The 25,106-nt window shown below is 66.2% G+C and carries 20 protein-coding genes; 12 read left to right on the top strand and 8 right to left on the bottom strand.

The window, feature by feature from the left end:
* Position 1: 1 nt before the first annotated feature.
* Genes ACDI39_RS02945 through ACDI39_RS02930 form a run of 4 tightly spaced genes read left to right on the top strand, consistent with a single transcriptional unit; the run spans position 2 to position 2,428 of the window.
* Positions 2 to 934, top strand: a complete 933-nt coding sequence (locus tag ACDI39_RS02945) for a hypothetical protein (RefSeq protein WP_486537590.1) — start codon at positions 2 to 4, stop codon at positions 932 to 934.
* Positions 931 to 1,224: a hypothetical protein gene (locus tag ACDI39_RS02940; RefSeq protein ID WP_486537588.1), complete on the top strand. Its 294-nt coding sequence runs from the start codon at positions 931 to 933 to the stop codon at positions 1,222 to 1,224. The genes ACDI39_RS02945 and ACDI39_RS02940 overlap by 4 nt, the downstream gene beginning before the upstream one ends.
* Positions 1,225 to 1,226: 2 nt before the next feature.
* A complete protein-coding gene (locus tag ACDI39_RS02935) occupies positions 1,227 to 2,156 on the top strand; it encodes a hypothetical protein (RefSeq protein WP_486537586.1) in 930 nt (309 codons plus the stop codon).
* A gap of 2 nt (positions 2,157 to 2,158) precedes the next feature.
* Positions 2,159 to 2,428: a PAAR domain-containing protein gene (locus ACDI39_RS02930; RefSeq protein WP_410045891.1), complete on the top strand. Its 270-nt coding sequence runs from the start codon at positions 2,159 to 2,161 to the stop codon at positions 2,426 to 2,428.
* A 59-nt stretch (positions 2,429 to 2,487) separates the two neighbouring features.
* Here the strand turns inward: ACDI39_RS02930 and ilvA are convergent, their stop codons facing one another.
* Positions 2,488 to 4,050, bottom strand: coding sequence for a threonine ammonia-lyase, biosynthetic (gene ilvA, locus ACDI39_RS02925; RefSeq protein ID WP_486537584.1), 1,563 nt, complete (start codon positions 4,048 to 4,050; stop codon positions 2,488 to 2,490).
* A gap of 183 nt (positions 4,051 to 4,233) precedes the next feature.
* On the bottom strand, positions 4,234 to 4,671 hold the full coding sequence (locus tag ACDI39_RS02920; RefSeq protein WP_225790684.1) for a PACE efflux transporter: 438 nt from the start codon (positions 4,669 to 4,671) through the stop codon (positions 4,234 to 4,236).
* Positions 4,672 to 4,882: 211 nt separating this feature from the next.
* On the opposite strand from ACDI39_RS02920, the gene wecB reads away from it, so the two are divergent.
* From wecB to ACDI39_RS02895, 5 genes are read left to right on the top strand one after another with little or no spacing between them, the layout of a single operon-like run.
* A complete protein-coding gene (gene wecB, locus ACDI39_RS02915) occupies positions 4,883 to 6,037 on the top strand; it encodes a non-hydrolyzing UDP-N-acetylglucosamine 2-epimerase (protein WP_486537582.1) in 1,155 nt (384 codons plus the stop codon).
* Positions 6,034 to 8,208, top strand: coding sequence for a cyclic di-3',5'-guanylate-activated glycosyltransferase NfrB (nfrB, locus tag ACDI39_RS02910; protein WP_486537580.1), 2,175 nt, complete (start codon positions 6,034 to 6,036; stop codon positions 8,206 to 8,208). Before wecB ends, nfrB begins: the two co-directional genes overlap by 4 nt.
* The gene (locus tag ACDI39_RS02905) at positions 8,205 to 11,189 is read left to right on the top strand and encodes a phage receptor (RefSeq protein ID WP_225790687.1); all 2,985 of its coding nucleotides are present in this window, start codon (positions 8,205 to 8,207) and stop codon (positions 11,187 to 11,189) included. The genes nfrB and ACDI39_RS02905 overlap by 4 nt, the downstream gene beginning before the upstream one ends.
* The gene (locus ACDI39_RS02900; protein WP_225790688.1) at positions 11,189 to 12,028 is read left to right on the top strand and encodes a DUF4434 family protein; all 840 of its coding nucleotides are present in this window, start codon (positions 11,189 to 11,191) and stop codon (positions 12,026 to 12,028) included. The genes ACDI39_RS02905 and ACDI39_RS02900 overlap by 1 nt, the downstream gene beginning before the upstream one ends.
* 47 nt (positions 12,029 to 12,075) lie before the next feature.
* Positions 12,076 to 13,167, top strand: a complete 1,092-nt coding sequence (locus ACDI39_RS02895) for a GGDEF domain-containing protein (RefSeq protein WP_225790689.1) — start codon at positions 12,076 to 12,078, stop codon at positions 13,165 to 13,167.
* 86 nt (positions 13,168 to 13,253) lie between these two features.
* On the opposite strand, the gene ACDI39_RS02890 is transcribed toward ACDI39_RS02895, so the two are convergent.
* Together ACDI39_RS02890 and ACDI39_RS02885 are read right to left on the bottom strand one after the other, a co-directional pair.
* Complete coding sequence (locus ACDI39_RS02890; protein ID WP_486537577.1) at positions 13,254 to 14,552, bottom strand: ATP-binding protein; 1,299 nt, start codon at positions 14,550 to 14,552, stop codon at positions 13,254 to 13,256.
* 6 nt (positions 14,553 to 14,558) lie between these two features.
* A complete protein-coding gene (locus tag ACDI39_RS02885; protein WP_225790691.1) occupies positions 14,559 to 15,260 on the bottom strand; it encodes a response regulator in 702 nt (233 codons plus the stop codon).
* A 157-nt stretch (positions 15,261 to 15,417) separates the two neighbouring features.
* Between ACDI39_RS02885 and ACDI39_RS02880 the strand changes: the two genes are divergently transcribed.
* The 3 genes from ACDI39_RS02880 to mobA are packed head-to-tail and all read left to right on the top strand — an operon-like array spanning position 15,418 to position 20,360.
* Complete coding sequence (locus tag ACDI39_RS02880; RefSeq protein ID WP_486537574.1) at positions 15,418 to 16,593, top strand: efflux RND transporter periplasmic adaptor subunit; 1,176 nt, start codon at positions 15,418 to 15,420, stop codon at positions 16,591 to 16,593.
* Positions 16,594 to 16,604: 11 nt separating this feature from the next.
* Positions 16,605 to 19,727, top strand: coding sequence for a multidrug efflux RND transporter permease subunit (locus ACDI39_RS02875; RefSeq protein WP_486537572.1), 3,123 nt, complete (start codon positions 16,605 to 16,607; stop codon positions 19,725 to 19,727).
* 60 nt (positions 19,728 to 19,787) lie between these two features.
* On the top strand, positions 19,788 to 20,360 hold the full coding sequence (gene mobA, locus ACDI39_RS02870; protein ID WP_225790694.1) for a molybdenum cofactor guanylyltransferase MobA: 573 nt from the start codon (positions 19,788 to 19,790) through the stop codon (positions 20,358 to 20,360).
* A gap of 58 nt (positions 20,361 to 20,418) precedes the next feature.
* Here the strand turns inward: mobA and ACDI39_RS02865 are convergent, their stop codons facing one another.
* The 4 genes from ACDI39_RS02865 to peaB all read right to left on the bottom strand — a co-directional run bounded on the left by ACDI39_RS02865 (position 20,419) and on the right by peaB (position 25,101).
* Positions 20,419 to 22,110, bottom strand: coding sequence for a fatty acid CoA ligase family protein (locus tag ACDI39_RS02865; RefSeq protein WP_253080096.1), 1,692 nt, complete (start codon positions 22,108 to 22,110; stop codon positions 20,419 to 20,421).
* 75 nt (positions 22,111 to 22,185) lie between these two features.
* On the bottom strand, positions 22,186 to 23,313 hold the full coding sequence (gene peaD, locus ACDI39_RS02860) for a quinohemoprotein amine dehydrogenase subunit beta (protein ID WP_225790696.1): 1,128 nt from the start codon (positions 23,311 to 23,313) through the stop codon (positions 22,186 to 22,188).
* Positions 23,314 to 23,345: 32 nt separating this feature from the next.
* On the bottom strand, positions 23,346 to 23,669 hold the full coding sequence (gene qhpC / locus ACDI39_RS02855) for a quinohemoprotein amine dehydrogenase subunit gamma (protein WP_225790697.1): 324 nt from the start codon (positions 23,667 to 23,669) through the stop codon (positions 23,346 to 23,348).
* Between the two features lies 1 nt (position 23,670).
* The gene (gene peaB / locus ACDI39_RS02850; RefSeq protein ID WP_225790698.1) at positions 23,671 to 25,101 is read right to left on the bottom strand and encodes a quinohemoprotein amine dehydrogenase maturation protein; all 1,431 of its coding nucleotides are present in this window, start codon (positions 25,099 to 25,101) and stop codon (positions 23,671 to 23,673) included.
* Positions 25,102 to 25,106 lie beyond the last annotated feature (5 nt).

Here is a 25,106-nt window from a genome sequence, read left to right as displayed (position 1 = left end):
CATGAAACCAATAGACCGCTTAAAAAAAAGCCTCAAAGACACTCCAGAGTGGGCAGCTAGCGATTTACCACTGCAAACCTATAGAATACTCGACTACATAGATGGGAAAGAGATTATTGCAATTGCCTGCGATGAAATATTCAGAATAGGCATGAACGACATTGGAAAAAGTCTTCTGATGGCGACTCAGGCTCCAGGTTCAGAACCTACTGAAACTCTAGCTTCCGCCATACGAAAAATATTGTTAGCGAACGCCATCATAATACATGACCTAAAAGAAACCAACAGACTCGGCCTTGATGACCTAGATGGAATTACTCATGTAATTCTGACTGCATTATCCACCGGCCAATTCAATTTGATAGAACCCCTCCATAGAGCTGTTTTTGCAGGACTTGAAAACGGTTATGGTGTTAGTGACGGACATGACTTGCCCATTGGCACCACCCTGCGCTACGCCGCCTTCGGCCTGACCATCATCGGCGACTGGCTCGGCAAACCGCTCGACCTCGACAAACATGCCCTACCCCGCGACCCCGCCTGGGGCCAACTGGTCGCCCACTGGCGCGAGCCCGATCCCGAGAAACTGCTCCCCGTTCTACTCTCCGCCTGCGATACCCATGTCGAGCGCATCGCCCTGACCTCCCGCGAACTCGACTCCGGCAACTTCGAATTCGGCTCCCCCTTCGAAGCGGTCTACCCCGCCGAAATCCTGGCCATCCTCAACCTGCGCCGCTCCTTGGGGCTGACCAACCCTTTCATCGATCACCCGTTGATGAAAACGCCCTACGCCGCACTGACCTGCCCGCCAGGAACGCGCTTCGAAAAAGATGAGCTGCTCGAACGTTTCCTGTTGGCCGCTCGAAAGCACGACCCCGAGGCTGTTCCGGAGGGTCTCTATGAAGCCGTGCTGCAAACGAACTCGGCGAGGTGAACACGACGCTGGGTAAGAGCAAGACATCTGGGTTTCTGAAGACCCAAGCGGTCGGAGGTGCTGAAAATTTGCAACGAATTCAGGAGCTGATCAAAAAAGATAAAGGCGCATGGCAGTTAGACAAGCTGCAAGACTACGATCCCGATTTTTTGGAAAAAGTACAGACTATTGCAGCGTCCACAAGATCGGAAAAATCCCAACACGTCCACGCACAGTTTTTCGACACAAAGGGGAACCCCAGCAGGCTAACCACCCCAGCCAACGGCATACAGATAAATCTCTGGAACTAGCCATGATAAGAAACCGCTTGCAACGCAGCCTACGATCTTTAGATGGCTGGGCTACTGACAAACACCTTTACCAGCCCATTAGACTTGACAACTATATTGCAGGCACCTCCGACTTGGGACTGGCTTGTGATGACTTATTCAGGCTGGGACTTATTGAAATCAAGAAAGGTCTTTTACAGGCTCCTAAAGGCATGACATCACTAGCCCAGAAAAACATAATAGCCGGAACAATCCGAATGATTGTTAGCGATGCCACTCTAATTGAGCTACTTAAAAACACCAAGCAACCAGACACTGACTCCCTTGATGGTATAACCCATCTCATGCTATGTGCCGTTGCAACTGGACAGCATCAATTTATAGAGCCTTTTCATAGCACTGTTTTCAAAGGGCTGAATAACGGCTACGGGGTTCGCGACGGTCACAACTTACCCCTCGGCACCACCCTGCGCTACGCCGCCTTCGGCCTGGCCATCATCGGCGACTGGCTCGGCAAACCGCTCGACCTCGACAAACATGCCCTACCCCGCGACCCCGCCTGGGGCCAACTGGTCGCCTACTGGCGCGAGCCCGATCCCGAGAAACTGCTCCCCGTTCTACTCGCCGCCTGCGATACCCATGTCGAACGCATCGCCCTGACCTCCCGCGAACTCGACTCCGGCAACTTCGAGTTCGGCTCCCCCTTCGAAGCGGTCTACCCCGCCGAAATCCTGGCCATCCTCAACCTGCGTCGCTCTTTGGGGCTAGCCAACCCGTTCATCGATCACCCGTTGATGAAAACGCCCTACGCCGCACTGACGTGCCCACCAGGAACGCGCTTCGAAAAAGATGAGTTGCTCGAACGTTTCCTGTTGGCCGCTCGAAAGCACGACCCCGAGGCTGTTCCGGAGGGTCTCTACGAAGCCGTGCAACACCTCCCTACGGAGCACTAAAAATGTCCAGACAAGGTGCAATTCGAAAGGGCGACTCCCACTCGGGCGGTGGCCAGATGACCGAGGGCAACGGCGTGCTCATCGATGGTCGTCGACAATGCGTGTTGGGAGACCGGGCCCAATGCGCGCTGCATGGCGGCCCGTTCGCGCTAGTCTCCAGCGGGGACAACAGCGTGCTGTTCAACGGCACACCGCTGGCATTCGAACCTGCTGAGCTGGCTTGCGGCTGCCGGGTTTCGTCCTCCTGTGCAGCCGGCCATGCCAAAGGATGAGGTTGTGCTGACGGCCACCATCGCAGGCCCCCCGCGACAGGCCGGAACAGGCGACGTCTCTACCCCAGGAACAACCGATACGCCGGGTTCTCGGTCTCGTCCCAATACCGATACCCCATGTCCTCCAGCGCCTGGGGCAGCCCCGGCAGCTCTTCCACCGGCACCTCCAGCGCAGCGAACACCCGTGCCTCGGCCGCGCCGTGGTTGCGGTAGTGGAACAGGCTGATGTTCCAGCGCTTGCCCAAACGCTCCAGGAAACCCAGCAAGGCGCCGGGCCGCTCAGGGAACTCGAAACGCAGCACCCGCTCCTCGGCGCCCGGCGCGGCGTGGCCGCCGACGGTATGGCGCACGTGCAGCTTGGCCAGCTCGTTGTCGGTCAGGTCGAGCACCTCGTAGCCCTGCGCGCGTAGGCTGGCCAGCAACTGCTCGCGCGGGTCGTGTTGTGGGTGGGTCTGCACGCCAACGAACAGCCGCGCTTCCTTGCCCGGGTAGTAGCGGTAGTTGAACTCGGTGATCTGGCGCTTGCCCAGGGCACGGCAGAAAGCGCGAAAGCTGCCTGGGCGCTCGGGGATGGTCACCGCGATGATCGCCTCGCGCTGCTCGCCCAGCTCGGCGCGCTCGGCCACATGGCGCAGGCGGTCGAAGTTGACGTTGGCACCGGAGTCGATGGCGACCAGGGTCTGCCCCTGCACGCCTTCGCGGGCCACGTAACGCTTGATGCCGGCGACCGCCAGGGCGCCGGAGGGTTCGGTGATCGAACGGGTGTCGTCATAGATGTCCTTGATCGCCGCGCACAGCTCGTCGCTGCTGACCGTGATGACCTCGTCGACGAAGTGGCGGCACAGCTCGAAGCAGTGGGCGCCGACCTGGGCCACCGCCACGCCATCGGCGAACGTGCCGACCTGCGGCAGGATCACCCGCTCGCCCGCGGCCAGGGCGGCCTGCAGGCAGTTGGAGTCCTCCGGTTCGACGCCGATCACCTTGACCTCGGGGCGCAGGTACTTGACGTAGGCGGCGATGCCCGCCACCAGCCCACCGCCGCCGACCGGCACGAAGATCGCATCCAGCGCGCCTGGGCGCTGGCGCAGGATCTCCATGGCCACGGTGCCCTGCCCGGCGATCACGTCCGGGTCGTCGTAGGGCGGCACGAAGGTCGCGCCTTCGCTGTCGGCCAGCTGCAAGGCATGGGCCAGGGCGTGGGGAAAGCTTTCGCCATGCAGCACCACCTGGCCACCGCGCGAGCGCACGCCCTGGACCTTCAGTTCTGGCGTGGTGGTGGGCATGACGATGGTCGCCCGCATGCCCAGGTGCGACGCCGCCAGGGCCACGCCCTGGGCGTGGTTGCCCGCCGACGCGGTGATCACCCCGCGCTGGCGCTGGGCCGGGCTCAGGCGTGAAAGACGGGTGTAGGCGCCGCGGACCTTGAACGAGAAGGTCGGCTGCAGGTCCTCGCGCTTGAGCAGCACCTGGTTACCCAGGATGGCCGACAGCGCCGGGGCCGGTTGCAGGGGCGTCTCGATGGCCAGGTCGTACACGGGGGCGGCGAGAATACGCCGGACCTGCTCCGACAGCAGTTGCTGGGGCGTGGTCGGGGTACGGGGGCTGACGTTGAGGTTGGTCATCGATGACTCCTGGGGGTTGTTCAAGTGCCCGGGAGTCAGAGAGAAAGAACCCGCCTCCAGGGCGGGTTCGGTGCAAGTACGCGCTAGCCCGCCAATCCGATAATGGCGGTAATAATGCTGAGGGCGCGAAGTTGCGGGAAGGTATTCATGGTCGGGAAACTTATCCCGGCGCCCGGCATGAAGTCAACAGCCTTTCGCCGCTTCCTGAGCCGAGACCGGCACGTCGAACACTTTGTCGAACCCCCACTGGAAGACGAACGCATAGACGAAGAAGAACACGAACAGCGCCAGGTTGGTGACCAGCGCCGCCCACAGGCTGATGTCCAGCCAGTAGGCCACCAGCGGCAACAGGATCAGCACCAGCCCACCCTCGAAACCCAAGGCGTGCAGCAAGCGGCGCAACAGGGTACGGCTGCGCTTGCGCTGGCGCGCCTCCCAGCGCTCGAAGGCCCAGTTGAAGGCCATGTTCCAGCTCATGGCGATGCCCGACATCAGGATCGACAGCACCGTCGACTGGGCCATGCCGGCCCCGAACGCCAGCTCCAGCGCCGGGGCCACGCACGCCACGGCGATGACCTCGTAGAGAATGGCCTGGACGATCTTGCGGGCCTTGCCTTGCATGTAGCGTTTCCTCCAGAAAAGCCACACGTTACAAGCTACGGGCGACAAGTAAAAGCGCGAGTGTGGATGCCATTGCACATGCATCACATCCTTGGCGGCGTCTCGACGTCCTGATTGGACAACCCCAGCATCGCCTGCTTGTATCTAACACCTACAAAGCAAGACGCAATCGTACAACTTCGGACAAGGAATCGGACGGAGGAACGAGACGATGCCCCACACCGTCATGATGGTATTCGGTACCCGCCCCGAAGCGATCAAGATGGCCCCACTGGCCCGTGTCCTGCGCGAGTGGCCCGAGATCGACCTGCATATCTGCTCCTCCGGCCAGCACCGGGAAATGCTCGAGCAGGTCCTGGACGCCTTCGGCCTCTCCGTCGACCAGGACCTGAAGGTGATGACCCGCAACCAGACCCTCAACGGCCTGGCCCGCGACCTGCTGGACAAGCTCGAGCAGACCTACGCGCAGATCCAGCCGGACATCGTGCTGGTCCACGGCGACACGACCACCAGCTTCATCGCCGCCCTGGCTGCGTTCCACCGGCACATCCCCATCGGCCACGTCGAGGCCGGGCTGCGCACCGGCAACCTGCAGCAACCCTGGCCGGAGGAAGCCAACCGACGCCTGACCGGGGTGCTTGCCAACCTGCACTTCACCCCCACCAGCAAGTCCGCCGACAACCTGCTGCGCGAAGGCGTGCCGGCCACCCATGTGGAGATCACCGGCAACACGGTGATCGACGCCCTGCTGTGGATGCGCGACCACCTGACCCAGACCGCCTGGAAGCCTGCCAGCGACTCCCCGCTCGCCGTGCTGCGCGACGACCAGCGCCTGGTGCTGATAACCGGCCACCGCCGGGAAAACTTCGGCGCCGGCTTCGAGCGCATCTGCCTGGCCCTGGCCGAGCTCGCCCTGCGCTACCCGGACGTACAGTTCGTCTATCCGGTGCACCTCAACCCGCACGTGCAACAGGCCGTCTACGGCGTGCTTTCGCACCAGCCGAACATCCACCTGGTCGCCCCCCAGGACTACCAGCACTTCGTCTGGCTGATGGACCGCGCCTACCTGATCCTCACCGACTCAGGCGGCATCCAGGAAGAAGCCCCGGCCCTGGGCAAGCCGGTGCTGGTGCTGCGCAAGGTCACCGAGCGCCCGTCGGTGCTCGAAGGCGGCACGGTCAAGCTGGTCGGCACCCAGACCGAGCGCATCGTCAGGGAAACCAGCCAGTTGCTCGACGACCCCCAGGCCTATGCGCAAATGGCCAGGGTCTTCACGCCCTTCGGCGATGGCCATGCCAGCGAACGCATCGCCGAACGCCTGGGCCGCTGGTTCGTGGAGCGTGACAGCGGGCGAGACGACGCATGAGCCTGGTCTTCATCGACATCCTCACCTATGTGCTGTTCGGCCTGAAACTGCTGGCCATCGTCCTGGCCACGCTGATGTTCCTGCTCGGCCTGGACGACCTGTTCATCGACATCTGCTACTGGGGACGCAAGCTGATCCGGCGCTTTCGCATCTACGACAAGTTCGAGAAAGCCGACGAGAAACGCCTGTTCGAGGTCGCGGAGAAACCCCTGGCGATCATGGTCCCGGCCTGGAACGAGGTGGGCGTGGTCGGCGAAATGGCGCGCCTGGCCGCCTCGACCATCGACTACGAGAACTACCAGATCTTCGTCGGCACCTACCCCAACGACCCGCAGACCCAGGCCGACGTCGACGCCGTGTGCCTGCACTACCCCAATGTGCACAAGGTGGTCTGCGCACGCCCCGGCCCCACCAGCAAGGCCGACTGCCTGAACAACATCATCGACGCCATCCTGCGCTTCCAGCAGGACGCCCGCATCGAGTTCGCCGGCTTCATCCTGCACGACGCCGAGGACGTGATCTCGCCGATGGAGCTGCGGCTGTTCAACTACCTGCTGCCGAACAAGGACATGATCCAGATCCCGGTGTATCCCTATGCGCCGGAGTGGAAGGGCTTCACCGCCGGGCACTATGTCGACGAGTTCGCCGAGAACCACGGCAAGGACGTCATCGTCCGCGAGGCGCTGACCGGCCAGGTGCCTAGCGCCGGCGTCGGCACCTGCTTCAGCCGACGCGCCATCGGTGCCCTGCTCGAGGACGGCGACGGCATCGCCTTCGACGTGCAGAGCCTGACCGAGGACTACGACATCGGCTTTCGCCTCAAGCAAAAGGGCATGAAATGCATCTTCGCCCGTTACTCCATCACCGACCCGGCGCTGGCCCTCGAACAGCCATGGCGCCCGGGCATGAGCCGCGAGTTCGCCCAGGTGATCTGCGTGCGCGAGCACTTCCCCCGCGACTGGCAGCACGCGATCCGGCAGAAGTCGCGGTGGATCGTCGGCATCGTGTTCCAGGGCACCAGCAACCTGGGCTGGAGCCGCAAGGGCGCGCTCAACTACTTTCTCTGGCGCGACCGCCGCGGGCTGTTCGCCTACCTGCTGAGCTTCCTGGTCAACCTGTTGCTGCTGGTGCTGCTGGCCATCTGGCTGCTGACGGTGATCGCACCGGAGTCCTGGCGCTTCATGTCGATCCTCGGCGACAGCCGGCTGCTCTCCACCCTGCTCTGGCTCAACGGCCTGCTGCTGGTCAACCGCCTGTTCCAGCGCGGCTGGTTCGTCACCCGCTACTACGGCATCGGCGAAGGCCTGCTGTCGGCACCGCGGATGATGTGGAGCAACTTCGTCAACTTCTTCGCCAACCTGCGGGCCCTGCGCCAGGTCATGGAGATGGGCGACTCGCGACGGGTCGCCTGGGACAAGACCACCCATGAGTTCCCCGCCCTCGCCTCGCCGGCACGTACCCCCCTGGGCCAGCGCCTGGTGGCCAAGGGCCTGATCACCGACGAGCAACTGCAGCAGGCGATCACCAGCCCGGTGCGCCGGCGCCTGGGCCGCGAGCTGCTGTTGCGCGGTTGGCTGACCAGCGAGCAACTGGTCGAGACCCTGGCCGAACAACTGGACCTGCCCTGGGCACCGCTCAACCCGTTCAAGATCCCCCCTGAGCTGATCGCCAAGCTGCCACGGCGGTTGGCCACCCACTATGGCGTGCTGCCGGTGGACGAGGATGGCGACACCCTGGTGCTGGCCAGCGAAAGCCCGGTCAGCCAGGTTTCCCTGGGGGTCATCAGCCGCCAGCTCAAGCGCCCGGTGCGCTGCCGCCTGGCACCCCAGGGCCGGGTCACCCTCGGCCTGCGCCACCACTACCCCAGCCCCTGGCAGACGGCGCAGACCCAGGCGATGCTCGCAGTCCTGGCGCAGCACCAGGACGACGCCGAGCTGCTGGAGAAGGTCAGCGTGCACCAGGTCATGCTCGGCGCCTTGCTGCAGGTACGCGGCATGGTGCCAGTACCCCTGTTCAACCAGGCGCTGATCGACTTCGATCCGGAGCGCATGAGCCTGGGCGAACACCTGATCGCTCGCGGCATCATCACCGAACAGGTGCTCGAACAGGCCCTCGCGGAACAGGCCAGCGAACAGCAGGCCGCCTATGACCTGACCCGGGAGGTGGCATGAAGCCCCGTCTCGCCCTCCCCCTGGCCGGCCTGTTGCTGTGCACCTCCGCCCTGCCCACCCTGGCCGCGCCCATGAGCGATTTCCAGCGTTTTCGCAGCTACCCCTTCATGGAGCGTGGCTACCGTGAGGCCCAGCGCGACAACTGGCAGGAAGTCGAACGGCTGACCCGCCACGTGCTGGAGCGGGTCCCCAACAACGACGAGGCCCGCGCCCTGCTGGCCGAGGCCCTGGCGCACCAGCGCCGCTACAAGGAGGCCCAGGCCATCGCCGAGCAGCTCGCCAACAACCCCGACTATGCAGACGCCCTGCTGGAGCTGCGCCTGACCTGGATCGAACAGGACCCACCCGCGGCCAGCCAGGTGGAAGGCTGGATCGCCGACAGCGCCGGCAACCAGCGGGTGCGCCTGTGGCAGGCCTACAGCCTGAGCCTGGCCAAGTTCGGTGGCGCCGGTCGGGCCCTGGACTGGCTCAACCACCTGCCGCCCCGTGACGACGGCATGGTGCTGCGCCTGACCCGCGCTACCTTCGCCGAGCAACTGCGCAACTGGAGCGAAACCATCGAGCAGTTGCAGCCGCTGGCCGACCAGGGCCAACTGAGCACCGAGGACTGGCAGCGCCTGGCCAATGCCTACGTGCAGCAGCTCGATGAAGAAGGCCTGGAGAAGCTGCTGGCCAGCGCACCGTCCGAGCGCATCGCCAACCAGGCCCGCCTGGCCATGGCCAACCGCGCCATCGCCGTCGGCCACAACCAGCAGGCCCAGCACTGGCTGCGCTCGCTGCCGACCGAACAGTTGCAGCAACCCGAGCAGCGCCGTCAGCTCTGGGAGCTGGCCCGCGCAGGCAACGACGCCGCCCTGGTGCAACGCCTGAGCAACGCGCTGCAGCGGCCCTGCCTGGAAACCGTCGAGTGGCTGTCGCGTCGCGATCCGGGGTTGGCCCGCGAGCAGCTCAAGGGTTGCGCCGCCAGCGACGATCCGCGCGCCTACGCCGTGCTCCGGCAACGCCTGTACGGCGACCCGCCGCAACCCCGCACCGCGGCGCAGTGGGAGCAGCGCTACCGGCAGAGCGGCGACCTGGCCGCCCTCGAGCAGGCCAGTTTCATGCTCGTGAAACAGGGCCACAGCGAACGCGCCCGACAGCTGCTGGAACACGCCTACGACCGCCGCCAAGGCCGCCTGACACCTGGGCTGCTGCAGCGCCTGGGCAATCTGCATGCACGCGATGACACGCCACTGGATAGCCGGCGCGTGCTCAGCCTGGTCCCCCGGGTCGCCCCCGCCACCCGCGCCCAATTGCTCGGTCGCCTGGCCGAAGCCGGCCAGTGCGACGCGGTGCGCCAGACGATCCCCGCCACGCCCAGCGAAGTCGGCCAGTACCGGGCCCTGGGCCGCTGCGCCATGCCCGGGCAGCCAGGCGAGGCCGTGGTCTACTACCAGGCCGCCGAACGCCTGGGCGACCGCAGTAGCCGCCTGCCCCTGGCCTATGCCCTGGAGGCGGCCGGCGACTCCGAGGCGGCCGTGCCGATCTGGCGCAGCCTGCCGGACAGCGAATGGACCGACAACGCCCGCATGACCGCCGCCCGCGGCGCCCTCGACCTGGGCGATGCCGACAGCGCCCGCCGCCACTGGGACGCCGCCGCGCACCGCAGCGCTGACGACTGGGCGCTGGGCGCGGCCATCGCCCAGCGCCAGGGCGAGCCAGCCACTGCCCTGGACTTCCAGCGCCAGGCCCTGCGCCACCAGCCCCGTGCCGATCACTACTACGCCGCAGCCAACACCGCGCAACAGGCCGGCGACAGCGCCCAGAGCAGCGCCTGGCTGGCCGAGGCCGTACGCCTGGCGCCGGACCAGCCGCGCTACCGCGCCGACCATGGCATGCGCCTGGCCGGCTCGGCGGACAAGCAACAACGCCGCGCCGCCATCCCCTACCTGGAACAGGCCACCCGCGACTTTCCCGAGGACTACCGTATCGGCGAGACCCTCGCCCTGCGCTACGCCGAGGCCGAGGACAGCGCCGCCGCCCGCCGCGAGCTGCGCCGGGTCATCGACGTGGAGGAGCACCTGGTGGACGGCGATGACGAGCAAGGCAGCCTGGAGGCACGTCAGTACCGCCAGCGCCGCGCCCACGAGACCCTGTCGCGACGCGACAGCATCACCTTGGCCAGCACCTGGTCGCCGGCCGGCACCTCGACCAACGACAACTTCCGCGACAGCGGCCGCACGCAGCGCAGGGCCCAGTCGCAGAACGTCCAGCTGGCCATGTGGGACCATGCCCTGGGCGAGGAACCCAGCCGCAATGGCAGCACCTTGTCGGTCTATGGCCGGGTGCTGTTCGGCGGCCAGAGCCGTACCGACTACGCCCAGAGCCTGGGCACCGGCGTCGGCCTGCGCTACAAGCCGTTCGGTCAGGCCAACCTCAACCTGTACGCCGAGCTCTATCACCAACGGCAGGTCGAAGACAGCCACTACGGCGGCCTGAGCCTGGGCGAATTGCTCAGCCCGGCGAAGGTCGGTGGCAACTGGGGCGACTTGCGCCATCACGCCGAATCGAGCAACGACCTGCTGCTGCGCGCCACCGCCTCGTTCCTCGACCAGGGCGCCTGGCGCAACGACTGGCGCATCGACGAGGACCAATGGAACGAACGCTTCCTCTACCTCGATGCCGCCTGGTGGACCCGCGCCGGCGACCATGCCTGGCTGTCGCGCTACCAGCAGGGGCACGCGTGGAAACTGCCCGGCAACTCACCGCAAACCCTGATGCCCTATGGCTTCCTCGAATTCGCCAGCCAGGACCCGAGCAACGACTGGCGCCAGGACCTGCGTACCGGCGTAGGCGTGCGCTGGCAGTGGTGGTTCGACGACGACCGCTACAACGCCTACCGTGGCTCGCTGAAAGTACGCGCCGAATACCAGCAGTCGCTGGGCGGCAACCTCTACGAGCGCGCCAACGGCGTGCTGCTGGGTGTGGAGATGACCTTCTGATGCGCACCTTCCTGGCTACCTGCCTGCTCGCGCTGTGCCTTGCGGCGCAGGCCGACCAGCGCCTGTTCTACCAGCCGCTCAACCGCGATGCGGCCCTGACCCCCGCCCAGTGGCAGCAGCTGTGGCAGGCCACCGTGGCCCAGGGCGGCAAGACCCTGATCGTGCAGTGGAGCGCCTACGGCGACAGCGATTTCGGCGGTGCCCAGGGGTGGCTTGCGAACAGCCTGCGCGAGGCCCGGGCCCAGGGCCTGGAGCTGGTACTGGGCCTGTACATGGACCCTGCCTACTACTCGCGCCTGGAAGCGCTCGACGGTGACGGCCTGGGCGCCTACTGGAAGGCCCAGCTGGGCCGCTCGCTGGGCCAGTACCAACAGGTGCGTGCCACTTGGGACCTGGCCGTGGCCGGCTGGTACCTGCCCCTGGAGCTGGACGACCTGCACTTTCGCGATGCCGCCCGTCGCGAGGCCCTGTACCGCCAGTTGCAGGCCTTCAACCGCCGGTTGGACAAGCCCCTGCACCTGAGCGCCTTCAGCGCCGGGCACCTGTCACCGCGGGTCAATGCCGCCTGGCTGGACCAGTTGGCCGGCCTGGGCTTGACTGTCTGGTGGCAGGACGGTGCCGGCACCGCGCGGCTGCCGCCGCTGGTGCGCCAGGGCTATGAGCAGGCGCTGCCCTGCCGGGTCGGGATCGTGCGCGAAGCGTTTCGCCAGGTGAGCGCGGCCGGCCAGCCATTTCGCGCAGAGCCGGCCCAGCCCGCGTTGGCCGGTGGCTGCCATGCCGAAGCGGTATTCGCCCTGCGCTATCGACCCTGGGCACGTGGCCTGCTACCCCTGCGATGAGTGCCTGCGCCACTGGTTTGCCAACGGGTGGGAGTCGCCAGCCGATCATGTTCAGCACCATCGAAGAGCACGTGCGCAAGCAGGTCGCCCCCGCCGCCCTGCGTGCCGAGTTCCGCCAGCGCGAATTCGAGGCCATGCACAGGTTCTGCCTGCTGATCTTCTGCGTGAGCATCGGCGTCTGGCTGGTTTTCGACCTGATCGTCAGCTACCTCGGCGGCCAGGGCTTCACCTGGCGCTCGGGGCTGTTCATCGGCCTGCTGTGCTGCCTCACCGTGGTGCTCGGCTTCACCCGCAAAAGCCATCACTTCGATGTGCTCAACCTGGTGTTCATCGCGGTCATCACCCTGGCCATGCGCCTGGTGATCGAAGGCATTCCCATCGCCCTGCGCCCGGTGTGGCTGGTGCTGGGCGTGTCCACCGTGCTCTACAGCGTCTCGGTGCTGCCGGTACGGGGCTGGTCGTTCTTCTGCGCCGTGGCCATCACCTGGCTGCTGCTCAATCCGTTCTATCACACGCGCATCGAGCTGCTGGAGCTCGAAGGCGCCATGCTGCTGAGCTACGCGGTGTTTCTCAGCGGGCTGGTGAGCTACAGCTACCTGCGGATGCGCCAGGCCAAGCTGCACAACTTCTACCTGTCCAAGGTGCTGCTGGAGCAAGCCTACGTGGACGCCCTCACCGAGCTCCCCAACCGCCGCGCGTTCATGCTCAGGGTCGAGCGCCAGTTGCGGCTCGCGGCACCGGGGCAGTTCCTGGCGATGATCGATATCGACAATTTCAAGCAGGTCAACGACCGCTTCGGCCACGATATCGGCGACGAGGTGCTCAAGCGCGTGGCCGGGCACATCAGGGTGTCCATGGATGGCTATGCGTTCGCCCGACTCGGCGGCGAGGAGTTCGCCATTTTCTTCGAAGGGCTGGACCAGCAAGGCGCCGAACGGCAGGTCGCGGCGCTGTGCCAGCGCGTTCGCGAAGACCTGGGTGGACACCCCGTGACCGTCAGCATCGGCCTGACACCGGTCGATAGCGGCGATACCCTGAGCATGGCGCTGGTGCGCGCGGACCAGGCGTTGTACCAGGCCAAGCGCAGTGGCAAGGATCGGTTCGTAGCGTTTTCAAAAGCTTTGCGTTCCGGCCTCTAGTACACCGTTCGGCTTGGTAAATGCTGGGGCGCGAAGCGGCTCCCAAAAGCCTTGACTGGCCGGCACAAGAACACACCGGCGCCCCGCTACCCGGCAGGCAGGCGAATCCTGAACTGCGCCCCGCCCAGCGCCGACTGCGCCACGGTCAGGCTCCCCCCCTGCCCTTCGATGGCTCGCCGGCTGATCGCCAGGCCCAGCCCGAAGCCACCGGTACTGCGGTCGCGGCTGCGATCCAGGCGGTAGAACGGCTGGAAGATCCGCTCACGCTCCTCGGGCGGGATGCCGATACCGTCGTCCTCCACGGTCAGCAGGCAAGCGCCGTCCTCCTCCAGGCGCAAGCGCAGCAGCAGGCTCTCGTCGCAATAACGCAAGGCGTTGCGCACCAGGTTCTGCACCGCCCGGGCGGTCAGCCGTGGGTCGAGCACGAAGCGCGGCAGGTTGCCCTCGGCGCGAACCTCCCACTGGATACCCCGCCCATCGAGCTCCTCGGCGAAACCACCGAGCACGCTGTCGACCAGCTCCAGCAACGAGACCTCGACCCGCTCCCGCGCCTGGTCGGCATTCTGCAGGCGGCTGTACGACAGAAGTTCGAGCACCAGCTCATCCAGTTCGCGCACATGCCCCACCAGCTCCAGCAGGCGCTTGCGACTGGCTGGCGGCACCTCGTCGAACAACAACACCAGGCCGAAGTCCAGGCGCGTCAGCGGCGTGCGCAGCTCGTGGGACACCGCATTGAGCAACTCGCGCTGCTGGTTGACGTGACGCTCAAGCTCGCTGGCCATGGTGTCGAACACCCCGGCCAGTTCGCCGATGTTCGAGTGCGGCGAGATGTGCGTGCGCTCCGACATCTGCCCCTGCCCCAGGCGCCGGGCGGTTTCCTTGAGCCGTTCCAGGTCGCGCCAGTGCGGCCATACCCACAGCAGCAGGCAGCCGAGCATCGCCGCCCCGATCAGCACGGTGACGCCCCAGGACAGCACGTCGATGTCCAGCGGGTCCGGGGGCGAGTGCAGGCGCACCAGCCAGTCCTTGTCCAAAGGCGCCAGCACCGTTTCATAGTAGCCCCAGTCGCCGATGCGCACCGCGTGCAGGCCATGCTGCAGGCGTGCCAGCTCCGCCGTGCCCAACTCGGCCTGGTCCATGCGCAGCAGCTCGACCTGCAACGGCGCGAAGGCCGACGCCAGGTCCTGCGCCACCGAGGGCCACTGCTCACGCGGCGCCTGGTGGAACTGCCGCACGATCAACGACTGCACGCCCTTGGCCTGGTCCAGGTTGTAGGCCATGAAGCGCTCGTGGAAGGCGCCGACGATGGCATCGGGGATCAGCAGCAAGGCGCCGGCATAGGCGACGATGATCACCAGGTACAGGCGCACCAGGATCTTCAGCATGGCGCGTCAGTACTCCCACTCGACCCGGCTGAACAAGTAGCCCTTGCCCCACACGGTCTTGATCTTGCGCGCCTCGCCGGCGTTGTCGTCGAACTTGCGGCGCAGCTTGGAAATGGCCACGTCCACCGAACGGTCGGTGCCGTTGAACTCGATGCCACGCAGCTGCTGGAGAATCCGGTCGCGGCTGAGCACCTCGCCGGCGTTGCGCGCCAGCACCACCAGCAGGTTGTACTCGCCGCTGGACAGCTCCACCTCTTCGCCGCGCCAGGTGACGCTGCGCTCGGCCAGGTCGATGCGCAGCCCGCCGACCTGGATCAGGTCGCTGTCCAGGCGCGGCTCGTTGACGCTGCTGCGGCGCAGCAAGGTGCGCACCCGGGCCAGCAGCACACGCGGCTCGCAGGGTTTGGTGACGTAGTCGTCGGCGCCCATCTCCAGGCCCAGCACCTGGTCGTGGCTGTCGTCGCGGGCGGTCAGCATGAGGATCGGCAGGCTCTGCGACACCTGGCGCAGCAGACGGCACACCTGCAGGCCGTCCAGGCCCGGCAGCATCAGGTCGAGCACCACCAGATCCGGCTTCTGCCGGCGGACTTCGTCCAGGACGTGATCGCCACGGGCGATGACCTGGACGTGGAAGTCGTTGCGTTGCAGGTAACTGGCGATCAGCTCGGACAGGGCGCTGTCGTCTTCGACCAGGAGGATGTTCGGCATAAGCGGTTTGACAGAACGGAAAAGACAGGCAGGATATAGAATCCTACGCACGGGCAGGACTCTCCTTCACACTTTTTCACACTCGTCCTACAGGTCTTCACAGGCGCCAAGGGAATGGCTGCCGTAGCATACGCACGCTCATCAACGGAAGATCCGCATGCCTACCTACCGCTCCCCTCGCCTGCGCCCCGTGGCGCTTGCGCCGCTGCTGGCGCTGCTCCTGGCCGCCTGCGACGACACCGCCGAACAGGACGCACCGGCGCCCATGCCGCACGTGCGCGTCGAAACCGTACAGCTCCAGCCGCTGGCCATCAGCACCGAGCTCAGCGGTCGCCTCCTCGCGCCGCGTACCGCCGAGGTGCGCGCACGGGTGGCCGGCGTGGTGCTCGAGCGGGTGTACCGCGAAGGCAGCGACGTCAAGCAGGGCGACGTACTGTTCCGGATCGATCCGGCACCGTTCAAGGCCGACCATGACAGCGCCCGTGCCACCCTGGCCAAGGCCGAGGCCAACCGGTACCAGGCACGCCTCACCGAGCAGCGCTACCGATCGCTGGTCGACGACAAGGCGGTCAGCCGCCAGGAGTACGACAACGCCCGTGCCGCCTTCCTCCAGGCCGACGCCGAGGTGGCCCAGGCCAAGGCCGCCCTGGAGCGGGCCCGCCTGAACCTGGGCTACGCGACGGTCACCGCACCGATCTCCGGGCGCATCGGCCGGGCCCTGGTCACCGAGGGCGCGCTGGTCGGCCAGGACGGCAGCACGCCGCTGGCGGTCATCCAGCAACTGGACCCGATCCACGCCGACGTCAGCCAGTCGACCCGCGAGCTCAACGCCCTGCGCCGGGCGATGCGCGCCGGCGAGCTGGAGCAGGTCGGCCAGGGCCAGGCACGGGCGACCCTGGTCCAGGACGACGGCAGCGCCTACCCGCTGCCGGGCACGCTGCTGTTCTCCGACATCAGCGTCGACCCGAGCACCCACCAGATCACCCTGCGCAGCGAGTTCCCCAACCCCGACCTCGACCTGCTGCCCGGCAGCTACGTGCGCGTGCGCCTGGAGCAGGCCGTGCAGCCCAAGGGCATCAGCGTGCCGCAGCGCGCCATCCTGCGCGACAGCGCCGGGGTGCCCAAGGTGCTGGTGGTCGATCGCCAGGCGCGCATCGGCGAACGCCAGGTGCTGCTGGGCAGCGCCCAGGGCGATCGCTGGATCGTCAGCGAGGGCCTGGCCCCTGGCGAGCGCGTGGTGATCGAAGGCCTGCAGCACGTCAAGGTCGGCGACCAGGTGCAGGTCGACGCCACCGGCGATGCGCTCCCCATCGTCCAGCACAACGGCCAGTGAGGGCCTGACCCATGCCGCAGTTCTTCATCGACCGCCCGGTGTTCGCCTGGGTGGTCGCCCTGTTCATCCTGCTCGCCGGTGGCCTGGCCATGCCCCAGTTGCCAGTGGCCCAGTACCCCAACGTGGCGCCACCGCAAGTGGAGATCTACGCCGTCTACCCCGGCGCCTCGGCGTCGACCCTGGACGAGAGCGTGGTCAGCCTGATCGAGCAGGAGCTCAATGGCGCCGACAACCTGCTGTACTTCGAGTCCCAGAGCAGCCTGGGCAGCGCCACCATCACCGCCACCTTCGCGCCGGGCACCCACCCCGACCTGGCCCAGGTGGACGTGCAGAACCGTCTCAAGGTGGTCGATTCGCGCCTGCCCCGCGCCGTGACCCAGCAGGGCCTGCAGGTGGAGAAGGTGTCCACCGGCTTCCTGCTGCTGGGCACCCTCACCTCCGAGGATGGCAGCCTGGACGAAACCGCGCTGTCCGACATCCTGGCACGCAACGTGATGGACGAGATCCGTCGCCTCAAGGGGGTGGGCAAGGCCCAGTTGTATGGTGCGGAACGCGCCATGCGGGTGTGGATCGACCCGCGCAGGCTGGTCGGTTTCAACCTCACGCCCGACGACGTCGTCGACGCCATCGCCGCGCAGAACGCCCTGGTGGCGCCGGGCAGCATCGGCGACCTGCCCGGCCGGGCCAGCCAGGAAATCACGGCCAACGTGGTGGTCACGGGGCAGTTGAGCAGCCCCGAGCAATTCGCCGCCATCGTCCTGCGCGCCAACCCCGATGGCGCCACCGTGACCCTCGGCGACGTCGCCCGGGTGGAGATCGGCGCCCAGGAGTACCAGTACGGCACCCGCCTGAACGGCAAGCCGTCCAGCGCCTTCAGCGTGCAGCTGGCTCCGGGTGCCAACGCCCTGGAGACCGCGACCCTGGTGCGCGAGAAGATGGCGCAGCTGTCGCGCTACTTCCCGGACGGTGTCCGCCATGACATCCCCTACGACACCTCGCCCTTCGTCAAGGTGTCGATCCAGCAGGTGATCAGCACCCTGTTCGAGGCCATGCTGCTGGTGTTCGCGGTGATGTTCCTGTTCCTGCAGAACATCCGCTATACCCTGATCCCCACGCTGGTAGTGCCGGTGGCCCTGATGGGCACCTTCGCGGTGATGCTGGCCATGGGCTTCTCGGTCAACGTGCTGACCCTGTTCGGCATGGTCCTGGCCATCGGCATCCTGGTGGACGATGCCATCGTGGTGGTGGAGAACGTCGAGCGGATCATGGCCGAGGAAGGCCTGCCGCCGAAGGAGGCCACACGCAAGGCCATGGGCCAGATCAGCGGGGCCATCGTCGGCATCACCCTGGTGCTGGTGGCGGTATTCCTGCCGATGGCCTTCATGAAGGGTTCGGTGGGGGTGATCTACCAGCAGTTCTCCCTGTCCATGGCAGTGTCGATCCTGTTCTCGGCGTTCCTCGCCCTGAGCCTGACCCCGGCCCTGTGCGCCACCTTGCTCAAGCCGCTGGCCAAGGGCGAGTACCACACGCGCAAGGGCTTCTTCGGCTGGTTCAACCGGCGCTTCGAGGGCATGAGCAACGGCTACCAGCGCTGGGTGGCCCATGCCCTGGCGCGCAGCGGGCGCTACCTGCTGGTGTACGGCGTGCTGCTGGCAGCGCTCGGCTATGGCTTCAGCCAGTTGCCGACGGCCTTCCTGCCCACCGAGGACCAGGGCTATACCATCACCGATATCCAGTTGCCGCCTGGTGCCAGCCGGGTACGGACCGAGCAGGTGGCCGCGCAGATCGAGGCGCACAACGCCGAGGAGCCTGGGGTGGGCAACACGACCCTGATCCTGGGGTTCAGTTTCTCCGGCAGCGGGCAGAACGCGGCGCTGGCCTTCACCACGCTCAAGGACTGGTCCGAGCGCGGCGCGGGCGACAGCGCCCAGGCGATCGCCGAGCGCGCCACCACGGCCTTCAGCCAGTTCAGGGATGCCGTGGCCTACTCCGTGCTGCCGCCACCGGTGGATGGCCTGGGCGAATCGACCGGCTTCGAATTCCGCCTGCAGGACCGGGGCGGCCTGGGCCATGCGGGGCTGATGGCGGCCCGTGACGCACTGCTGGCCAATGCGCGCAAGAGCAAGGTGCTGGTCAACGTGCGCGAAGCCTCCCTGGCCGAGAGCCCGCAGGTGCAGCTTGAGGTCGACCGGCGCCAGGCCAACGCCCTGGGCGTGTCGTTCGCCGATATCGGCGCGGTGCTGGATACTGCCGTCGGTTCCCGCTACGTCAACGACTTCCCCAACCAGGGGCGCATGCAGCGGGTGGTGGTGCAGGCCGAGGGTGACCAGCGCAGCCAGGTCGAGGACCTGCTGCAGATCCACGTGCGCAACAGCAGCGGCAAGATGGTCCCGCTGGGTGCCTTCGTCCAGGCCCGCTGGTTCAGCGGCCCGGTGCAACTGACCCGCTACAACGGCTACCCAGCGGTGTCGATCTCCGGCGAGCCGGCGCCCGGCTACAGCTCCGGCGAAGCCATGGCCGAGGTCGAGCGCCTGGTGGCGCAGCTACCGGCAGGCGCTGGCCTGGAGTGGACCGGCCTGTCGTTGCAGGAACGCCTGTCGGGCAGCCAGGCGCCCTTGCTGATGGCGCTGTCGCTGCTGGTGGTGTTCCTGTGCCTGGCGGCGCTGTACGAAAGCTGGTCGATCCCGACCGCGGTGCTGCTGGTGGTACCGCTGGGCATGCTCGGCGCAGTGCTGGCGGTGACCCTGCGCGGCCTGCCCAACGACGTGTTCTTCAAGGTCGGCCTGATCACCTTGATCGGCCTGTCGGCGAAGAACGCCATCCTGATCATCGAGTTCGCCAAGCACCTGGTCGACCAGGGGCATGATCCACGCGACGCCGCGATACGGGCCGCACGCCTGCGCCTACGGCCGATCGTCATGACCTCGCTGGCCTTCATCCTCGGCGTGGTGCCCCTGGCCATCGCCAGCGGCGCCAGCTCGGCCAGCCAGCAGGCGATCGGCACAGGGGTGATCGGCGGCATGCTCAGCGCCACCCTGGCGGTGGTGTTCGTACCGGTGTTCTTCGTGGTGGTGATGCGTGTGGCCGGGTATCGGCGGGAGCGCGGGAACGCGGCAACGGCCAGCGAAAGCTGACTGGACAAGCGCCAGATGACATGGGAGGGTTCCAGATCTTAATTGCCTGGAACCCTTTTCATGTCAGTTGCCCTGCCTCCCTGCTCCATCCTGATCCTCGCTGGCGGCCGCGGCCAGCGCATGGGCGGCCGCGACAAGGGCCTGGTGCCCTGGCACGGCGAGCCACTGGTGGCCCATGTGCAGCGGGTGGTACGGCCACTGAGCGACGACTTGATCATTTCCTGCAACCGTAACCAGCAGGCCTACGCGGCCTATGCCGACCAGTTGGTGGGCGATGCCGATCCGGACTTCCCCGGGCCGTTGGCCGGGGTGATCGCTGGGCTTGCGGCGGCGCGGCATGAGTGGGTGGTGGTGCTGGCCTGTGATGCCCCTCAGGTGGACGACGCGTTGATCGAAGGTCTGCTGCGGCTAGCGGTCGAGCATGACAGTGCGGCCATGGTGCGTCAGGGAGGTTATTGGCAGCCGATGTTCAGTGTGATGCCGAGGCGGTTGCTGCCCCTGCTGGAGCAGGCCTGGCGGGCGGGTGAGCGGAGTTTGCAGAAAGCCCTGCTGCAGGCGCCGATACAAGGGCTGGAGTGTGCGCAGGAGGATGGGCGGTTGAGCAATTTCAACAGCCCGGAGTGGTTGCGCTGACAGGGCGAACCGTTGCCGCATCCAGATTCGCGGGCAAGCCCGCTTCCAGGCAGATGCTTCAGCGCTGCGCCATGCCTGGCGCACCACCCAATTCCTCGATACTGATCTCACGCATCCTGAACTTCTGCACCTTGCCCGTCACCGTCATCGGGAACTCGTCCACGAAACGGAAATAACGCGGTACCTTGAAATGCGCGATCCGCGCCCTTGCCCATTCGCGCAACTCGTCCTCGGTGGCCGAATGTCCAGGATGGAAGCGGACCCAGGCAACGATCTCCTCCCCGTAGCGACTGCACGGAATACCAATCACCTGCACGTCGGCCACCGCTGGGTGGGTGAAGAAGAATTCCTCCAGCTCGCGCGGGTAGATGTTCTCCCCTCCGCGGATGATCATGTCCTTGCTGCGCCCGACGATACGCACATGGCCCTGCTCGTCCATCACCGCCAAGTCCCCGGTGTGCATCCAGCCGTCGACGTCGATGCTTTCGGCAGTAACCTTGGGGTTGTTCCAGTAGCCGAGCATCACGCTGTAGCCACGGGTGCACAGCTCGCCGATCTGGCCGCGTGGCACGGTGTGGCCGTCGGCGTCGATGATCTTGCTCTCCAGCCGGGGCTGGGTACGCCCGACCGTGGTCACGCGCACTTCCAGGTCATCGTCCGGGCCGGTCTGCAGCGATACCGGGCTGGTCTCGGTCATGCCGTAGGCGATCTGCACCTGGGCCATGTGCATCTCGTCGATCACCCGGCGCATCACCTCGATCGGGCAGGTGGCGCCGGCCATGATCCCGGTGCGCAGGCTGGACAGGTCGAACTCGCCGCGTTGCGGGTGATCCAGCTCGGCGATGAACATGGTCGGCACGCCATACAACGCCGTGGCCCGCTCCTCGGCCACCGCGCGCAGGGTGGCCAGCGGGTCGAAGGCGTCGCTGGGGTAGATCAGGGTGCTGCCATGGGTGAGGCAGCCCAGGTTGGCCATGACCATGCCAAAGCAGTGGTACAGCGGCACCGGGACCACCAGGCGGTCATGCTCGGTCAGCCCCAGGCTCTCGCCGACCATGTAGCCGTTGTTGAGGATGTTGTAGTGGCTTAGGGTCGCCCCCTTGGGGAAACCCGTGGTGCCGGAGGTGTACTGGATGTTGATCGGGTCGTCCCAGTGCAACTGCCCCTGGCGTTCGGCCAGGGCCTCGGCGCTCACCTGCGTGGCCAGCGCCTGCAGCTCGGGCCAGGCGAGGAACCCGGCCGGCGGTGCACTGGCCAGGCTGACGACACCGCGCAGCTCGGGGAAGCGCTCGCAAGCCAGCGCACCAGGCTGGCCGGCGGCAAGGCCCGGTACCAGGCCCAGCAGCATGGCGTGGTAGTCGCAGGTCTTGAAGGCATCGGCGCAGATCACCCAGCGGCAGCCCGACTGGCCCAGGGCATAGTCCAGCTCGCTGACGCGGTAGGCTGGGTTGATGTTGACCAGGATCGCCCCGACCTTGGCGCTGGCGAACTGGGTGATGCACCACTGGGCGCAGTTCGGGGCCCAGATCCCCAGCCGGTCGCCCGGCTGCACGCCCAGGGCCATCAGCGCCCGAGCGTGCTGGTCGACGGCCTCGGCCAGTGCCTGCCAGGTGTAGCGCAAGCCCTGGTGGCGCACCACCAGGGCCTCACGCTCGGGGAAACGTGCGACGGTGGCGTCGAAGGCGTCACCGATGCATTGGCTGAGCAAGGCCTTGTCTGGATTGCCGTGGGTATAGCTTGGCTGGGTCATGGGCGCTCTCTTGTTGTTCTTGTGGCGGCTTCACCGGTTTTTCGCGACGGCTCGTCGCGAAAAACCGGCACCTAATTACCTGACGAACACCTGCGGCGTACTGGTGGACATGTCGCCCCCCGGCAGCTTGATGTTCGTCACCTTCTCCAGGGTATCGGGGTCGAACACCGCCAGGTCGTTGAAGGTGCCGCCCAGGTACAGCTTGTCGCCGGCCCGGTCGAAGGCCACGCAATAGTAAGTGTGGTCCAGATTGGCCGCCTTGATCAGCTTGCGTTGCTCGATGTCATAGCGCGCCAGGCGATTGAGCACACCGTACATCTGGTTCGGATCCTTCGGCGAGCGCAAGCCGGTGAAGTACAGTTCGGTGAGGTCGGCGAACTCCTGGGTATGGCTCTTGCCGGTCTTCAGGTCGATGCTCAGGTAGCCATAGAGCAGTTCGGCGGTGTCCGGGTCCTGCTTCTCGTCGGTGAACTTGGCGATGGTATAGAGCATGGAGAACTCATGCCGGGCGCTCTGGTGCGGCCAGAAATACAGCACGTCCGGCGCGCTGTAGCCGGGGCGGTTCCAGTTGCGCAGGGGCAAGGCCACCTCGTACTTGCCGGTCTTGACATCCATCTTGTAGATGTCGGGCCCGGCGACGTACAGGCTGCCGTCGTCGCCCGCGCGCATCAGGTAGACCTGACGCGGCATCGGGAAACTGCGCACCGGCTTGGCGTTCAGGCCATCGCCGGTATTGAACACCTCCAGCCGTGGCGGCTTGACCACGTAGTGGTCGTTCAGGCGCTGGGTCGGGTTGACGGTGGCGTAGATCTCCTTGCCATCGGGGCTGATGGCGAACGAGTACATCGACCGGGCGACCTCGCCGGGAACGCTGGAGAGGTTGGCGTGGAAGGTGGCTTGGCAGGTATCCAGGTCGATGCCGTAGAGGTCGGCATAGTGGTTGTTGAGCACGTAGGCGGTGCGGTTGTCCGGCGCCATCATCGCGGTGCCCGGGCCGAACGCATCCGGCATGCGACACGACTTGTAGACCGTGTCGCTGGCCACGTCGACCACGTGCAGATTGTTCGGGTAGTTGGTGACGATCAGGTATTCGTGGCCAGGCTTGAGCGCCGGGCCGGTGGCGCTTTCGCCAGCTTGCGCCGTCCAGGCGCCAGCACAGGCGGCGACGGTGAGCGCGAGCTGCGCGCAGAATCCAGGTTTCATGCGGTTTCCCCTTGTCGTTCTTGTCGGGCCGATCACTTGTCTTTCGGGAACACGGTGCCGAGGTTGCGCCAGTCGTCCTGCGAGTTGCTCGCCTGGGCGTTCCAGTCCTGGTAAGTACTCATCATGTCCGGCACCTGGGCCGGCCACCAGCAAGGGTCGGAGCAGCCGTACAGGTCGGCCTCCATCGGCTGGCACAGGGAGGTGACGCCACCGAAGGCGTCCACTTCCCAGCCCGGGTCGGTGGTGGCGGTGCAACCGGCCACCGCGCTCATGGCCATGACCTCTTCCACGCGGTCTTCGGCGGCGGCCTGTTCGAGGATGCGAGCCTTGTTGTTCAGGGGCTTCAAGTGCTTCATGTCAGTGCGCCTTCCGCGGAGTGATGTAGCGATCGATGAAGGCCGGGTTGGCGGCCATGATGCGGCTGTAGACCTCGATGCCGAAGTCGACCCAGTCGCGCATCAGTTCGCAGTAGTGGTAGGTCGGATGCTGGGGATCGCCGTAGCGGGCGTAGCTTTCGTGGTAGCAGCCCCCCGAACACAGGTTGCGGATGCGGCAGCTGTCGCAGCCGGTGCCACTGCGGTCCAGGCGCTGGGACAGGAAGTCGTTGAGCTGCGCCTGCTGCACGCCCTGGTGCACGTTGCCGAAGGTCGGCAGGCTGGAACCGGTGAAGCGGTGGCACAGGTTCAGCTCGCCCTCATGGTCGACCGCCAGCATCTTCAGCCCGGCGCCGCATGGCAGGGCCTTCTTGTGCCCTTCGTGGATGTCGGTGATCAGCTGGTGCAGGTTGGAGAAGCCGATGTTGCGGTGCTCCAGCGCCGCCTCCAGGTAGCGCCGGCCCAGGGCCTTCATGTTGGCGAAGACCTGCACCAGTTCCTCGCTGGTCAAGTTGAAGGCGGCCATGTCGCCGGAGGTGACCGGGGCGAAGCCCACCTCGGCGAACCCCAGCTCGTTGAACAGGTGGTTCCAGATGGTTTCCACATCGGTGATGCCACGGGTCAGGGTGACCCGGGCGCCGACCGGCCGGCTGCGGTAACGCGACAGCAGCATGTCGGCCTTGCGCCGTACCACGTCGTAGGTGCCCTGCCCGCCCACGGTGATGCGGTTGCGGTCGTGCACGGTCTTCGGCCCGTCGATGCTCACCGACAGGCCGAAACGATGGGCATCGAGCCAATCGACGATCTCTTCGGTGAGCAGCGTGGCGTTGGTGGTCATGATGAACTCCACCTGCTTGCCCGCCTCGGCGAAGCGCCGCTCGCAGTACGCGACCATGTGCTCGATCAGCGCCCGGTTGGACAGCGGCTCGCCGCCGAAGAACACCACGCTGTAGCGCTCTTCGTCCGGCGACTCCTTGAGCAGCATCTCCACCGAGGCCTCGGCGGTGGCGGTGCTCATCTTCTTGCCGGCGGAGGGTTTGTCGAGGTCCTCCTTGTAACAGTAGGTGCAACTGAGGTTGCAACCGGTGTTGACGTTGAGCACCACGGTGTTCAGCGCGGTGCGCTCGACCTGCCTGAGCGCGATTTCAGGGGTCAGCGGCGAGCCGTCGCTGACCAGTTCCAGGGCGATCAGCTCGCGCAGGGTCTCCTGGATCTGCTGGTCGGCGAAACGCCGGCCCAGGCGCTGCACCAGGTCCTCGGCGCGGCAGCCTTGCTGGCGTAGGGTGTCGATGATCCCGCCGGTCACCGCGTCGGCGGCGAACAGCGAGCTGCTGGGGATGTGGAAGAGCATGCGGTCGGCATCCACCTGCACTTCGTGCAGGTTGCGTTCGACCAGGTTCAATAGTGCGCCCATGGCGA

The sequence above is a fragment of the Pseudomonas sp. Tun-23181 genome, assembly GCF_057415455.1.
The sequence above is the reverse complement of the archived record's forward strand: the minus strand, read 5'-3'. Positions and strand labels throughout refer to the sequence as shown.